Origin of the sequence: Verrucosispora sp. WMMD703 (genome assembly GCF_049178935.1) — a bacterium.
GTDB lineage: Bacteria > Actinomycetota > Actinomycetes > Mycobacteriales > Micromonosporaceae > Micromonospora > Micromonospora sediminimaris.
This window is the reverse complement of sequence record NZ_JBMHMM010000004.1, coordinates 497,906-512,787: the sequence shown is the minus strand read 5'-3', so window position 1 is coordinate 512,787 and position 14,882 is coordinate 497,906. Positions and strand designations below refer to the sequence as shown.

The window sequence follows — 14,882 nt, the reverse complement described above, 5'->3', positions numbered from 1 at the left end:
CCATCCTCGCCCCGGGAGCCCGCCTCCGCCCGTCGGAGGCGGGCCCGGTGCGACGGGTTCAGCTGGACGTGACCGACAGGCCGTCCTTGCTGTCCCGGAGGTCGACCCGCACCGCGTCGCCGTCGCGGACCTCACCGGCGAGCAGGGCTCTGGCGAGCTGGTCGCCGATCGCCGACTGGACCAGCCGACGCAGCGGCCGGGCACCGTAGATCGGGTCGTACCCGTGCTCGGCGAGCCAGCCGCGGGCGTCGTCGGTGACGTCCAACGTCAACCGGCGGTCGGCGAGACGCCGACCCAGCCGCGCCAGTTGGATGTCCACGATGGCCCGGAGGTCGTCACCGTGCAGGGCGGCGAAGACCACGATGTCGTCGAGTCGGTTGAGGAACTCCGGCTTGAAATGCGACCGGACCGTCGCCAGGACGCCCTCGCGGCGCTGCTCCTCGGCCAGCGTCAGGTCGCTGATCACCGCCGAGCCGAGGTTGGAGGTGAGGATCAGGATGGCGTTGCGGAAGTCGACCGTACGCCCCTGGCCGTCGGTGAGCCGACCGTCGTCGAGCACCTGGAGCAGGATGTCGAAGACGTCCGGGTGGGCCTTCTCCACCTCGTCCAGCAGGATCACCGAGTACGGCCGGCGGCGCACCGCCTCGGTGAGCTGGCCGCCCTCCTCGTAGCCGACGTAGCCGGGCGGCGCGCCGACCAGGCGGGCCACGGAGTGCTTCTCGCCGTACTCGCTCATGTCGATGCGGACCATGGCCCGCTCGTCGTCGAAGAGGAACTCGGCGAGCGCCTTGGCCAACTCGGTCTTTCCGACACCGGTCGGGCCGAGGAAGAGGAAACTGCCGGTCGGGCGGTCCGGGTCGGCGACTCCGGCCCGCGCGCGTCGGACGGCATCGGAGACCGCGGCGACCGCCTCGGTCTGGCCGACCACGCGCCCGCGCAGCGACTCCTCCATCCGCAGCAGCTTGGCGGTCTCGCCCTCCAGCAGCCGGCCGGCGGGAATGCCGGTCCAGGAGGCGACGACCGCGGCGATGTCGTCCGCGCCGACCTCCTCCTTGAGCATCGCACCGGCGGACTGGAGTCGCGCCAACTCCTCCTCGGCGGTGGCCAGTTCGGCCTGGAGGGCGGGGATCCGGCCGTACCGCAGTTCGGCGGCGCGTTCCAGCTCGCCGTCGCGCTCGGCCCGTTCGGCCTCGCCACCGAGCCGCTCCAGCTCCTCCTTGGCGGTGGAGAGCTTGGTGATGTGACTCTTCTCCAGTTGCCACCGCTCGGAGAGGGCGGTGAGCTGCTCGCGCTTGTCGGCCAGCTCCTTGCGTAGCCGCTCCAGCCGCTCGGCGGACGCCGCGTCCGGCTCCTTGGCCAGCGCCATCTCCTCGATTTCCAGCCGGCGCACCGCTCGCTCGATCTCGTCCACCTCGACCGGACGCGAGTCGATCTCCATCCGGAGCCGGGACGCGGACTCGTCGACCAGGTCGATCGCCTTGTCCGGCAGGAACCGGTCGGTGATGTACCGGTCGGAGAGGGCGGCGGCGGCGACCAGGGCGGCGTCGGTGATGCGTACGCCGTGGTGCACCTCGTAGCGCTCCTTGAGCCCGCGCAGGATGCCGATGGTGTCCTCCACTGTGGGCTCACCGACCAGCACCGGCTGGAAGCGGCGCTCCAGGGCCGGATCCTTCTCGATGTGCTCGCGGTACTCGTCGAGCGTGGTCGCGCCGACCATACGCAGCTCACCACGGGCCAGCATCGGCTTGAGCATGTTGCCGGCGTCCATCGAGCCCTCGCCCTTGCCGGCGCCCACGACGGTGTGCAACTCGTCGAGGAAGGTGATGACCTGCCCGTCAGAGTTCTTGATCTCCTCCAGGACGGACTTCAGCCGCTCCTCGAACTGGCCCCGGTACTGTGCGCCCGCCACCATGGCGCCGAGGTCGAGCGAGACGAGTTTCTTGTCGCGCAGCGACTCCGGCACGTCGCCGGCCACGATCCGCTGTGCCAGGCCCTCGACGATCGCGGTCTTGCCGACACCGGGCTCGCCGATCAGCACCGGGTTGTTCTTGGTACGCCGGGACAGCACCTGGATCACCCGGCGGATCTCGGAGTCCCGGCCGATCACCGGGTCGATCTTGCCGTCCCGTGCGCTCGCGGTCAGGTCCACGCCGTACTTGGTAAGCGCCTGGTAGGTCTGCTCCGGATCGGCGGTGGTCACCCGGCGGTCTCCGCCGCGCACCGTCGGGAAGGCGGCCACCAGGCTCTCCTCGGTGGCACCGGCGGCCTTCAGCGCGGCGGACACGGCCCCGCCGACCCGGGACAGCCCGGCCAGCAGGTGCTCGGTGGAGGTGTACTCGTCGCCCAGCGGGCGGGCGATCTGCTCGGCGGCGCCGATGGCGTTGACGAACTCGCGGGCCAGGGTCGGCTCGGCGATGCTGGAGCCGCGGGCGGCGGGCAGCGCGTCGACGGCCCGCTGGGTGGCCCGGCGCAGCTCGGTCGGGTCGGCCCCGACGGCGCGCAGCAGGCCGGCAGCGGTCGAGCCCTCGGTGTCCAGCAGCGACAACAACAGGTGCCACGGCTCCACCGTGGCGTGCCCGCGCTGGTTGGCCAGGGCGACGGCACCGGTGATGGTCTCGCGGCTCTTGGTGGTGAGGCGTTCGGTGTTCATGGGCTCCCCTGGATCGGCGTGTCCACTGGTACCGACAGAACCAGAGTTGAGTCTATTCCGCTCAACCTAGGGGGCGTGACCTGAGTCACATCAGTCGCTCACCAGGTTGATCGCGACCCAGCTTCGTTCGGCGTACTGGCCGGCGCCGAGCAGGACACCCTGCGGCCCCGCCGCGAAGAGCGTGCCGTCGGGCAGCAGTCGGAGGGAGTGCTCGGCCGTGACCGGCCAGGGCAGGTCCAGGTACCGACCGCCGACGACGGCACCCGCGCCGCGTGGGCTGATCACCGCCGCCGTGCTGCCACCCAGCGGCACCACCCGCCCGGTTTCCGGGCCACCGTCGACCGACACCGGCAACCAGCCCGGACCCCGCGAGACCCAGAGCGCCGGAAGGGCCGTCCGTTCGGGTCGCTCACCGACCAGCCACCGCTCGTCCTGCGTCATCGCCACGCGCAGCACGCTCACCTGCCCCTCAGGTGGCGGCAGCGGGTCCAACTCCCAGCTCCGGCCATCGTCCCAGGACGTCGCGACGGACGGCCTGCCGTTCTCGGTGAGCCCCGCGACAGTCGGCGGGTGATAGGACCCGGCAAACAGTTGCCCGCCGCCGCCGATCGTCTGCACCACCGGCACTGGCGGCTGGGTACGCAGCGCGCGCAGCCTTCGACCGTCCCAGCGACCGATCTTGCCCGAGCCCTCGATGACCTGAAACTGCCCCTGAGCCTGCCGCCAGCTGGCCGGAGCCGCCTCTCCCGGGCTGTGTCGGAAGGTCTCGCCGCCGTCGGTCGAGGTCCACCAACCGTGCGGCTCGGCCCAGAGGGCGAGCACCTCGACGGTGGCGTACATCTGTTGGTTGCCTGCCACCGGTCTCGGGTGGCGCAGCGACTGCCAGGACCGGCCGCCGTCGCGGGTCGACCAGAGCAGGGCGGGGCACTCCGGGCCACCGGGCGGGCGGCCGTCGCAGGCAGCGAAGAGGGCGTACCCGCGCTGGGCGTCGACAAATTCGACGTACGGCTGGTCGTACCGCTCGGAGACCGCGAGGCGGGTGGTGCGGGTCTCCGCGACGGGCCTCGGTGCCGGCGGCGCGGAGGCGCTGTCCGACAGCGTCGGCTCGGGTGCCGGAGCGGTACGACGCACGTCACCGATCGAACAGCCGGCAAGTGTCATCACCAGCGCGGACAGGAGCAGTAGGCGGGCCTGACGCGAGGTCATTCGGCCTCCGACGCGAGAGTAGCCTGGGCGCGTGCGAGTACGTGTCGAACAGACTGCCTTACCGGGGATCGGCGTACGTCATGACATGATGACGGAATCCGGCCGGCGGTTGGGGGTCGTCTCTCACCGCAGCGGTCGCCGCGACCTCGTCCTGTACGACCCGGACGACCCGGACGGCTGCTCGGCGGACATCCCACTCACCGACGACGAGGCGGGGGCGCTGGCCGACATCCTGGGTGCGTCGCTGATCCTCGGGCAGCTCTCCGGGCTGCGCGAACAGGCCGCCGGCCTGCTCACCGAACAGATCGCCGTCCCGGCCTCCTCCACCTATGTCAACCGGCCCCTCGGTGACGCGAAGGTGCGCACCCGCACGGGAGCCTCGATCGTGGCGATCCTGCGCGCCGGCGAGGTGATCGTTTCGCCGAGTCCGACCTTCCGCCTCGCCGCCGGCGACGTGCTCGTCATCGTCGGCAACCGGCAGGGCCTGGACGGGGCGAGCGCGATCTTCGCCGCCGACGATCCCGCCGGCTGAGCCCCGATGCACGACTTCAGCACCCTGCTCATCGAGGTCGGCGGGCTGCTGTTCCTGCTCGGGCTGCTCGGCCGGCTGGGCCGCCGGGTCGGGCTCTCGCCGATTCCGTTCTATCTGCTGGCGGGGCTGGCCTTCGGTCACGGCGGCGTGCTGGAGTTGAGCGCCAGCGAGGAGTTCTTCGCGATCGGCGCCGAGATCGGTGTGATCCTGCTGCTGGTGATGCTCGGACTGGAGTACTCCGCCGACGAACTCGTCGGCAGCCTGCGGTCGGCCGCGCCGGCAGGACTGCTCGACGCGCTGTTGAACGCGCTGCCCGGTGCGGCATTCGCGCTGCTGCTCGGTTGGGGTTGGGTGGCTGCGGTGGTGCTCGGCGGGATCACCTGGGTCTCGTCCTCGGGGGTGATCGCCAAGGTGCTGGCCGACCTGGGCCGACTCGGTAACCGGGAGACCCCCGTGATCCTCTCCGTGCTGGTGGTCGAGGACCTCGCGATGGCCTTCTACCTGCCGCTGCTGACCGCTCTGCTGGCCGGAGTCGGATTCGTCAAGGGCGGTGTCTCCCTCGCCGTCGCGGTGCTGACCGTGATCGCGGTGCTGGTGATGGCCCTTCGTTATGGGAACGTCCTCTCCCGGGCGTTGTCGGCCGGCAGCGCCGAGGCACTGCTGCTCGGGGTACTCGGACTGACCCTGCTGGTGGCCGGAGTAGCCGCGAAGTTGCAGGTGTCGGCGGCGGTGGGCGCGTTCCTGGTCGGCATTGCGCTCTCCGGGCCGGTCGCCCACCATGCCACCGAGCTGCTGACTCCGCTGCGGGACCTCTTCGCCGCCGTGTTCTTCGTCTTCTTCGGCCTCGCCACCGATCCACGGCACATCCCACCGGTGCTGCTACCGGCGCTGCTGCTCGCGCTGGCCACCATGGGAACCAAGACGCTGACCGGCTACCTGGCCGCCCGGCGGGCGGGCATCGCCGAACCGGGCCGCTGGCGTGCCGGCCTGGCGCTGGTACCCCGGGGCGAGTTCTCCATCGTCATCGCCGGAATCGCGGTGGCCTCCGGCACCGTCTCACCGAAGCTGGCGGCACTGGCGGCGACGTACGTGCTGATCACGGTCGTCACCGGGCCGGTGCTGGCCCGGCTGCCCGACCTCGCCTGGTTCAAGGGTTGGCTACGGGCCCGGGCTGCGGCGCAGCGGGTCCGGGCTGCGACCGCGTCGAACCGGGCGTGAGCGTCGGACCAGCCGATTTCACCGTCCGGAGGGCCCGTGTCGACCAAGAGATGCCGAATTGCTTCCCGTAGGGGCTACCGGTACTCACCGGTACCGCGTTAACGTGTCGCCCCAGCAGCCAGGGTTCGCGGTGGGCGGACGCCCCCGCGGGCGAGAGCGGAAGGTTGGCCGGTGAGCGTGCAGGAGTCAGCGTTCCACGGCTTCGCCAACCCCGTCGATCCAACCCCGGCGGAGTTGCGAGCGTGGGCTTACCACCCCGATTCCGTCCCGTTGACGTCGATGCCGCCGGACTGGGACCTGCTGGTCTCCGGTGACCGGTTGGTGATGACGCTGTTCGACCTCGCCATGGACACCCGCTGTCCGGCGCGCCGGTTCGCGCTGCACTGTCTCTACATCTACGCCGCCGACGGGATCCGGACGAACTTCCGGGCACATCCGAAGCGTCGCTTCCGGAAGCTGGTCGACCAGGCCGAGCGCAACGGCGACGAGATGATGCGCAACTGGGCGCACAACAGTCGGGTACTGCTGACCCGACCGGAGCTTTTCGTGTACCGGGAGTGGTGCGAGGGCGGGCTGGTGCGGGAGAATCGCCGACTCTGAACGCCGAACGGGCCGGGACCCCCCGTGGCTCCCGGCCCGCACGTCGGCGGATCGTCAGCGCGACCCGCCCCGCTCGCGACGGTGCTGATCGCTGCGTGCCTGGCCGGCGCCATGGCCGACCCGGCCGCTGTCCGCGGCGACCCGATCGCCCCGGCCGCTGAACCTGCCGGCCTGGATCTGGTCGGAGAAGCGTCCCTTGGTGATCCGGTCGAACCGGTGCTGGACGTTCTCAGCCAGGTCGTCGAGGCGTTGCTCCGTCTCCTCGGCCACCTTCCTCGCCGATTCCGTCATGGCTCCCCCCGCCAGATCGGAGTCCGGATTGAGATGGTTTAGACCTGATTTCTGAAGACTAGTCGAGACAACCTGTCTCTCGCTCGGGTTTGCGGAAACACGAGCGGCGCGGCGGCTGCGGACAAGCGAAAAGGGGGGTGTGGCCCACTCGGAGCCACACCCCCCTTTCGCCGTGGCGGGCGTCAGCGCCCGGAACTGCGTCGGGGACGCCAGACCACCAGGGCGGTCGAGGTCTGGTTGGTGGGGACGAGATCCCGACCGGGAAAGCGGGCCAGCGACTCCAGCTCGGCCATCCGGCGGTACGCGGCGTCGAGTTCCGCCTCCAGCTGGGCGACCCGCTGCTGTGCCTGCTCCAGCAGTCGCTCCAGCCCGATGATCCGCTTGATCCCGGCGAGGTTGACGCCGTCGTCCTGGCTGAGCCGCTGCACCTCGCGCAGCAGCACCACGTCCCGGACGCTGTACCGCCGCCCACCACCGGCCGCCCGGCCGGCCTGCACCAGGCCGAGCCGGTCGTACTGGCGCAGCGTCTGCGGGTGCATGCCCGCCATCCGCGCCGCAACCGAGATCATCAGCACCTTGGCCTCGTATGCCGGGTCATCCGAGCCGACGAACCCGTCCATCCCGCTCACCTCCGCACCGCTTCACCGATCAACCGAACCGACGCACCCGCGCGTCGAGATGTTCCCGCGCCGCCGGCGGAGTCTGCTCGGCGAACGTCTCCAACGCGGCCCGCGCCTCGTCCGAGATCCGCGCCGGCACCACGACGTCCAGGGTGACCAGCAGATCGCCCTGCTGACCGTCCCGGCGGCTGACCCCCTTGCCCCTGGCCCGCAGGATGCGACCGCTCGGCGTACCCGGCGGCACCCGCAGGGTCACCGGACCATCGAGCGTCGGCACCCGCAGGTCGGTGCCGAGGACGGCCTCCGCGAACGTGATCGGCACGGTCAGGGTGAGGTCGTCGCCGGTACGCCCGAAGACCTCGTCCGGGCGAACCTTCACGTGCACGAACAGGTCACCCGCCGGACCGCCGCGCTCACCCGGCTCGCCTCGGCCGGCCAGCCGGATCCGCTGGCCGTCGGCCACCCCGGTGGGAAAGCGGACGTTGAGCGTACGGGTCTTGGTGACCCCGCCGGTGCCCTGGCACTCCGGGCACTTCTCGTCCACCACCGTGCCCACGCCCTGACAGTTGCGGCAGGGCTCGGAAAAACTGAACGCACCCTGGTTCCGGTTGGTGACCCCGGCACCGTGGCAGACCGGGCAGGTGCGCGGCGCGGTGCCAGGCTTGGCACCGTTGCCGTGGCAGGTGTCGCAGACACCGGGCGCGCGCAGCGTCAGCGGCAGGGTCACGCCGCGCACCGCGTCGTCGAAGTCGAGCGCCACCTCGGTCTCGATGTCCCGCCCTCGGGCCGGACCCGGCGCGCCCGCACCCCCGCCACCACCGGAGAAGATCGAGCTGAACAGGTCGGAGATGTTGCCACCGGCGAACCGGCCACCACCCGGCTGCGCGCCACCGAACAGGTCGGAGACGTCGAACGGCGCACCACCCGGCTGGCCGCCCTGGCGGGCACCACGCCGGAACGCGCCCGAGCCGAAGAGCGAGCGCATCTCGTCGTACTCGCGGCGCTTGGCGTCGTCGCCGAGCACCGCGTACGCCTCGGACACCGCTTTGAAGCGTTCCTCGGCCTTGGCGTCGCCGGGGTTGTGGTCCGGGTGCGACTCGCGGGCCAGCTTGCGGTACGCCTTCTTGATCTCATCAGAGGGAGCGGTTTTCGCCACGCCCAGGACCGCGTAGTAGTCCTTCTCGATCCAGTCCTTCGAACTCACCCGTTCACCTCCTCCCCACCTCCGGGCCCGGTCCGCCCCGCCCACCGGGTTTCGGCGAGCGGGGCGGCCGGATCACCGTCGCGCACTATTCCGGGTCGGCGACCGCGACCAGCGCGGGCCGCAGCAGTCGCTCGCCGACCTGGTAGCCCCGGCGCATCACCTGCACGCAGGTCGGCTCGGTGACGTCGGACGAGGTCTGGTGGGCCACCGCCTCGTGCCGCGTCGGGTCGAACGGATCGCCCTGCTCACCGAACGGGGTCAGCCCGAACTTGCCCAGCGCGGTGATGAGCTGCTCGGCCACCGAACCGAACGGGCCGACCAGATCGCCATGCTCCCGGGCCCGGTCGAGATCGTCCAGGATCGGCAGCAGCGCGGCGAGCACGGACCCGGTGGCCTGCTCGGTGACCAGGCCACGGTCGCGCTCGACCCGCTTGCGGTAGTTGGCGTACTCGGCCGACACCCGCTGCACGTCGCGGGTGCGTTCGTCCAGCTCGGCGCGGAGCGCCTCCAGCTCGGCGCCCAGCCCACCTGCGGTCGGCTCGGTCGGCTCCCCGACCGGCTGTGCCGGCGCGTCCACGACCGGCGGACCCTCGGTGGACGCGTCGCTGAGCGCGCTCGCCTCGACCTCGATCGAGTCGACCACGACCTCGGCCTCCTCGACCAGGCCCTCCGCTGGCACGTCCGGTCCGGCGTCCGCCGCCGTACCGTCGGGTTCGCGGATCTGACTGATCTTGCGGTTGTTGCGGATGACGACCCGCGGCGCGTCGCCGGTGGCCGGCTCGGACGCCGAGCCACCCGGCGCCGACCCGGTGTCACCCGGGTCGGCGGCTCGTGGCTTCTCCGTCATACGACTACCTCATCCCTCTGCCCGTGCGTTCGGGTGGCCAGGACCGTCACTTCTTGTCCTCGTCCACGATCTCCGCGTCGACCACGTCGTCCGCACCGGGACGGGCGCCGCCGGCCTGCGCGCCACCGGTCGCGTCGGCGCCACCGGCCGCACCGGGACCGGCCTCGCCGCCGGCCTGGGACTGCTCGGCCTGCTGGGCGTAGAGCAGCGAGCCCGCCTCCTGGGAGACCTGCGCGAGCCGCTCGTGCGCCGACTTGATCTTCTCCATGTCGCTGCCACCGAGAGCGCCACGCAGTTCGCCGAGGGCCTCGTTGAGCTTCTCGCGGTTCTCGGCGGGGAGCTTCTCACCGTTCTCGGCGAGGAACTTCTCGGTCTGCCACTGCAGGGCCTCGGCCACGTTGCGGGTCTCGGCCTCCTCGCGGCGGCGCTTGTCCTCCTCGGCGTGCTCCTCGGCGTCCCGGCGCATCCGCTCGATGTCGTCCTTCGGCAGCGAGGAGCCGCCGGTGATCGTCATCTTCTGTTCCTTGCCGGTGCCCAGGTCCTTGGCGTGGACGTTGACGATGCCGTTGGCGTCGATGTCGAAGGTGACCTCGATCTGCGGCACGCCACGCGGGGCCGGCGGAAGGCCGGTCAGCTCGAAGGTGCCGAGCTTCTTGTTGTACGCGGCGATCTCACGCTCGCCCTGGAAGACCTGGATCAGCACCGACGGCTGGTTGTCGTCGGCGGTGGTGAACACCTCGGAGCGCTTGGTCGGGATGGTGGTGTTGCGCTCGATGAGCTTGGTGAAGATGCCACCCTTGGTCTCGATGCCCAGGCTCAGCGGCGTCACGTCGAGCAGCAGGACGTCCTTGACCTCGCCCTTGAGCACGCCGGCCTGAAGTGCGGCGCCCACGGCGACGACCTCGTCCGGGTTGACGCCCTTGTTGGGCTCCTTGCCGGTGAGCTGCTTGACCAGGTCGGTCACGGCCGGCATCCGGGTCGAGCCACCGACGAGGATCACGTGGTCGACGTCGGAGACCTTGATCCCGGCGTCCTTCACGGCCTGCTCGAACGGGCCCTTGCAGCGGTCCAGCAGATCCTGCGTCATCCGCTGGAACTCAGCCCGGCTGAGGGTCACGTCCAGGTGCAGCGGGCCGGCGGCACCGGCGGTGATGTACGGCAGGTTGATGTTGGTGGTGGTGGCGGCGGAAAGCTCGATCTTGGCCTTCTCGGCGGCCTCCTTGAGCCGCTGCATCGCCATCTTGTCCTGCGACAGGTCGATGCCGTGCTCACCCCGGAAGGTCTTCACCAGGTGGTCCATGATCCGCTGGTCCCAGTCGTCACCACCGAGGAGGTTGTCACCGCTTGTCGACTTGACCTCGATGACGCCCTCGGCCAACTCCAACAGCGACACGTCGAAGGTGCCGCCACCGAGGTCGAAGACCAGGACGGTCTGCTCCTTGGAGCCCTTGTCCAGCCCGTACGCCAGGGCGGCCGCGGTCGGCTCGTTCACGATCCGCAGCACGTTGAAGCCGGCGATCTCGCCAGCCTCCTTGGTGGCCTGCCGCTGGCCGTCGTTGAAGTAGGCCGGGACGGTGATCACCGCGTCGGTGATCTGCTCGCCCAGGTAGGCCTCGGCGTCCCGCTTGAGCTTCATCAGCGTCCGGGCCGAGATCTCCTGCGGGGTGTACTTCTTGCCGTCGATGTCGACGGACCAGTTGGTGCCGATCTCCCGCTTGACCGAGCGGATCGTCCGGTCCGGGTTCGTCACCGCCTGGCGCTTGGCGACCTCACCGACGAGCACCTCGCCGTTACGGGCGAACGCGACGATCGACGGGGTCGTCCGCGAGCCCTCAGCGTTGGCGATGACGGTGGGCTCACCGCCCTCCAGAACGCTGACGCAGGAGTTCGTCGTGCCGAGGTCGATACCGACCGCACGTGCCATCTTCGCTTCCTCGCTTCGTTACGTTGAGCAGGTGACGGGCCCTCCCGTCCCGCTGCGCGGCACCTGCCGTCCGCAGCGACCCCACCTCAAGTTGAGTGAACTTGACTCAATAGTGCCACGCCCCCGGAAATCGTCAAGTCAGGGTTGAGTCGGATCGGCGCAACTCGGCAGTCCTACCGACCGGTTGTCTTACCTTGTGTCGGTCGGGCACGCTTTAGCGGTGACGACGCATGGCGATTCCGCCTCACCGTCCGGCGCGCCCGCCGTCGCAGCCCGCACCGGGTCCACCGGCGCCGGCGAGGACCGACCCGCGCCCACCGGGGACGACACCCTGCCAGACGCCCTGACCAGCCTGCGCGCCGCGATCGGGGCGGCCCGATTCCCGCTGGCCCTGCCCTCGGCCGAGCTGGCCGCGCGCACCGTCGCCGCCCTCGCCGACCAGCTCGACGACTACCTGCTGCCCCGCCTGACCCGCCTCGACGCTCCGCTGCTTGTGGTGGTCGGCGGATCCACCGGCGCCGGCAAGTCGACCCTGGTCAACAGCCTGGTGCAGGCCCGGGTCAGCGCCGCCGGGGTGTTGCGGCCGACCACCCGGTCTCCGGTACTGGTCTGCAACCCGGCCGACTCGGCCTGGTTCCGCCGGGGGGAGCTGCTGCCCGGGCTGACCCGCACCAACCAGCCCAGCGACGATCCCCGCACCCTGCATCTGGTCACCGCCCCGGCGCTCCCGCCGGGGCTGGCATTCCTGGACGCCCCCGACATCGACTCGGTGGTCGACGCCAACCGGGCCCTGGCCAACCAGCTGCTCGCCGCCGCCGACCTCTGGCTCTTCGTCACCACCGCCGCCCGGTACGCCGACGCCGTCCCCTGGGAGCTGCTGCACAACGCCCGGGCCAGGGGCGCGGTACTCGCCCTGGTGCTCAACCGGGTGCCGGCGGAGGCGACCGACGAGGTGTCCGCCCATCTCGCCGAGATGCTCGCCGAGCAGGGTCTCGACGCCGCGCCGCTGTTCGTGCTCCCGGAGACCTGGGTCGACGGGCAGGGGCTGCTACCGGGCCGCAGCACCGCGCCGCTGGCCGACTGGTTCGCCCGGCTCGCCGCCGACGCGGAGGCTCGCTCGGCAGTGGTCCGGCAGACGCTGGGCGGCGCGCTGGCCCTGCTGCAACCGACCGTCGAGAGCCTGGCGCTCGCCGTTGACGAGCAGGTCGCCGCCGCCGACGCGCTGGACGACCGGGTACGTGCGGCGTACCGGGCCGCGAACCGGACCGTCGACCAGGGGCTGCGCGACGGTCGACTGCTCCGTGGCGAGGTGCTCGCCCGTTGGCAGGAGTTCATCGGCACCAGCGACCTCTTCCGCACCCTTGAGGCACGGATCGGCCGGCTGCGGGACCGCGTCATGGCCGCCTTCTCCCGACGCCCGGTCCCCGCCGTCGAGCTGCGGGACGCGATCGAGTCGCAGCTTGTCACCCTGCTACGGGGGGTGGCCGCCGAGGCGGCCGAGCACGCGTACACCGGATGGAAGGCGCACCCGGCCGGCGCGGCCCTGCTCGAACCCGACCTCGCCCACCATGCCACCGACCTGCCGCAGCGCGCCGAGCGCCTGGTCCGTGACTGGCAGCGCGGCGTGCTGGAACTGGTCCGGGCCGAAGGTGGCGACCGGCGCTTCGTGGCGCGGACCGCGGCGTACGCGGTGAACGCCACCGGGCTGGCCGTGATGATCGCTGTCTTCGCCTCCACCGCCTTCATCCCGACCGGGCTGGAGGTCGCCACCGGCGCCGGCACCACCCTCGCCGGTCAGGCGGTCCTTCAGGCGATCTTCGGTGATCAGGCCGTGCGTACGTTGGCCAGAAAGGCCCGGGAGGACCTGCTGGAGCGGGTGACGGTGCTGCTGGACGACGAGGCCACCCGCTATCTCGCCCGGACCAGGCAGGCCCGACCGCCGGCCCGGAACGCGACGGCGCTGCGTCAGGCGGCCGAACGGGTGGAGGCGGCCCGGTTGGGCAGCGGCTTCGCCGACGCCGCACCCGTGCTCAGCGCCCAGACGACGGGCGTCGACGCCCAGCTGACCGATGGGGAGCGGCCGTGACCGGCATGGGCGGACGCCTCCGCGAGGCGTTGCGAATCGCCGACGGGCGGGTGGACGCCGACCAACTTGTCGCCCGGCTGGAGGCGGTACGGCGGTTCCTCGGCATCGTCGACGGCCACCTGCCGGACACTCCGTTGGTGCCGGCCCGCACCCTTGTCGAACGTGCGGGGACCCGGCTGGCGCTCTCCCGCGACCACACCGTGGTGGCACTGGCCGGAGCCACGGGCAGCGGCAAGTCGAGCCTGTTCAACGCGATGGCCCGGATGGACCTCTCACCCGTCGGGGTACGCCGGCCCACCACCGGTGTCACGCACGCCTGCGTGTGGGGCCCGCTCGACGGGGGCACCCGGCTGCTCGACTGGCTCGGCGTGCTGCCCCGCCACCGCTTCGTCCGGGAGAGCCTGCTCGACGGCGAAGACGAGTCCACGTTGCATGGGCTGATCCTGCTCGACCTGCCGGACTTCGATTCCGTCGACCACTCGCACCGGCTTGAGGTGGACCGGCTGCTCGGCCTGGTGGACCTGGTGGTCTGGGTGGTCGACCCGCAGAAGTACGCCGACCGGGTGATGCACCGAAGCTACCTCCGCGAGTTCCACCGGCACCGGGACGTGACAGTGGTCGTGCTCAACCAGACCGACCGGCTGCCGCCCGCCGAGGTGCCCCGGGTCCTGGCCGACCTGCGCCGCCTGCTCGACGCGGACGGGCTGGACGGGGTACCGCTGCTGGCCACCACCGTCGCCGACCCGGAGGGCCCGGAGCGGCTGCGGGCGGCGCTGGAGCGCACCGTCGCCGAACGCCAGGCCGCGCTGCGTCGTCTCTCCGGTGACGTGGACACCGTCGTCGCCGCGCTGGACGACATGGTCGGCGCGCCCCGCACCGCACTCGCCGCCGACGATCCCGCGGTCACCGCGCTGGACCGTGCCCTGTGCCGGGCAGCCGGAGTGCCGACCGTCGTGGCGGCGGTCGAGCAGGCGTACCGGCATCGCGCCGCAGCAGCCACCGGCTGGCCGTTGCTGCGGCTCTGGCGGCGACTGCGGGCCGATCCGCTGCGCCGGCTGCACCTGCCCGACCGGCGGACCGGTGGTGACCCGGCGGAGAGCCTGGTGGCCGCCACCTCCGTACCCGAGCCCAACGCGGCCGACAAGTCCGCACTGGCCCTGGCCCTGCGGACGGTGGCCGAGCGGGCCGGGGACGGGCTGCCGAACGCCTGGCCTGACGCGATGGCCGCAGCTGCCCGGTCCCGCCTCGGTGACCTGCCGGACGCCTTGGACGGCGCGCTCGCCAGCACCGACCTCGGCGTCGACCGTCCTCGTGCGTGGTGGCGACTTGTGGGTGGGGTGCAGTGGCTGGTGACGTTCGCCGCGGTGGCCGGGCTGGGCTGGCTGGTCCTCGGCTACGCGGTGCGGGCTCTCGGGTTGCCGGAGTTGCGGCACCCGATGGTAGGTGAGGTACCGGTGCCGACCCTGCTGCTGCTCGGCGGGTTGCTGACCGGGTTGGTCGTGGCGGCCCTGACCCGCCCGCTGGTCAGGTGGGCCGCCCGGCAGGCCCGTCACCGGGCGGAGGCGCAGCTGACCCGGGCCGTCGCCAGCGTCGGCGAACAGCAGGTGCTGGCCCCGGTGCGGGCCGTCATCGCCGCGCACGCCGACGCACGCACCGTCCTCGAGGTTGCCCGACACCGCTGACCCGGCCGCTGAACGTTCCTGG

The 14,882-nt window shown here is 71.6% G+C and carries 12 protein-coding genes; 5 read left to right on the top strand and 7 right to left on the bottom strand.

The annotated features are described in order from the left end of the window. Positions 1–58 precede the first annotated feature (58 nt). Positions 59–2,650: an ATP-dependent chaperone ClpB gene (gene clpB, locus ACN26Z_RS02915; protein ID WP_093403761.1), complete on the bottom strand. Its 2,592-nt coding sequence runs from the start codon at positions 2,648–2,650 to the stop codon at positions 59–61. 90 nt (positions 2,651–2,740) lie between these two features. Next, a complete protein-coding gene (locus ACN26Z_RS02910; protein ID WP_282240461.1) occupies positions 2,741–3,856 on the bottom strand; it encodes a hypothetical protein in 1,116 nt (371 codons plus the stop codon). 31 nt (positions 3,857–3,887) lie between these two features. On the opposite strand from ACN26Z_RS02910, the gene ACN26Z_RS02905 reads away from it, so the two are divergent. From ACN26Z_RS02905 to ACN26Z_RS02895, 3 genes are all read left to right on the top strand, one after another. Next, entirely contained in the window at positions 3,888–4,388 is a 501-nt protein-coding gene (locus ACN26Z_RS02905) for a cation:proton antiporter regulatory subunit (RefSeq protein ID WP_093403757.1), read from the top strand. A 6-nt stretch (positions 4,389–4,394) separates the two neighbouring features. After that, entirely contained in the window at positions 4,395–5,606 is a 1,212-nt protein-coding gene (locus ACN26Z_RS02900; protein ID WP_282240462.1) for a cation:proton antiporter, read from the top strand. Positions 5,607–5,777: 171 nt separating this feature from the next. After that, positions 5,778–6,206 (top strand): hypothetical protein, encoded by a 429-nt coding sequence (locus ACN26Z_RS02895; protein ID WP_282240463.1) that lies wholly within the window; start codon positions 5,778–5,780, stop codon positions 6,204–6,206. A 54-nt stretch (positions 6,207–6,260) separates the two neighbouring features. Here the strand turns inward: ACN26Z_RS02895 and ACN26Z_RS02890 are convergent, their stop codons facing one another. The 5 genes from ACN26Z_RS02890 to dnaK all read right to left on the bottom strand — a co-directional run bounded on the left by ACN26Z_RS02890 (position 6,261) and on the right by dnaK (position 11,092). Beyond that, the gene (locus ACN26Z_RS02890) at positions 6,261–6,497 is read right to left on the bottom strand and encodes a hypothetical protein (RefSeq protein ID WP_093403752.1); all 237 of its coding nucleotides are present in this window, start codon (positions 6,495–6,497) and stop codon (positions 6,261–6,263) included. 182 nt (positions 6,498–6,679) lie between these two features. After that, the gene (locus tag ACN26Z_RS02885) at positions 6,680–7,117 is read right to left on the bottom strand and encodes a heat shock protein transcriptional repressor HspR (protein ID WP_093403750.1); all 438 of its coding nucleotides are present in this window, start codon (positions 7,115–7,117) and stop codon (positions 6,680–6,682) included. 28 nt (positions 7,118–7,145) lie between these two features. Further along, positions 7,146–8,321 carry a molecular chaperone DnaJ gene (gene dnaJ / locus ACN26Z_RS02880; RefSeq protein ID WP_282240464.1) on the bottom strand — a complete coding sequence of 392 codons (1,176 nt, stop codon included), beginning with the start codon at positions 8,319–8,321 and terminating at the stop codon, positions 7,146–7,148. A gap of 85 nt (positions 8,322–8,406) precedes the next feature. Beyond that, entirely contained in the window at positions 8,407–9,168 is a 762-nt protein-coding gene (gene grpE, locus ACN26Z_RS02875) for a nucleotide exchange factor GrpE (protein ID WP_093403746.1), read from the bottom strand. Positions 9,169–9,214: 46 nt separating this feature from the next. Continuing rightward, complete coding sequence (dnaK, locus tag ACN26Z_RS02870; RefSeq protein WP_282240465.1) at positions 9,215–11,092, bottom strand: molecular chaperone DnaK; 1,878 nt, start codon at positions 11,090–11,092, stop codon at positions 9,215–9,217. A 220-nt stretch (positions 11,093–11,312) separates the two neighbouring features. On the opposite strand from dnaK, the gene ACN26Z_RS02865 reads away from it, so the two are divergent. Together ACN26Z_RS02865 and ACN26Z_RS02860 are read left to right on the top strand one after the other, a co-directional pair. Next, complete coding sequence (locus ACN26Z_RS02865; RefSeq protein ID WP_421459799.1) at positions 11,313–13,178, top strand: ABC transporter; 1,866 nt, start codon at positions 11,313–11,315, stop codon at positions 13,176–13,178. A gap of 5 nt (positions 13,179–13,183) precedes the next feature. Next, positions 13,184–14,860: a GTPase gene (locus tag ACN26Z_RS02860; RefSeq protein WP_282240639.1), complete on the top strand. Its 1,677-nt coding sequence runs from the start codon at positions 13,184–13,186 to the stop codon at positions 14,858–14,860. The last annotated feature ends 22 nt before the right edge of the window (positions 14,861–14,882 follow it).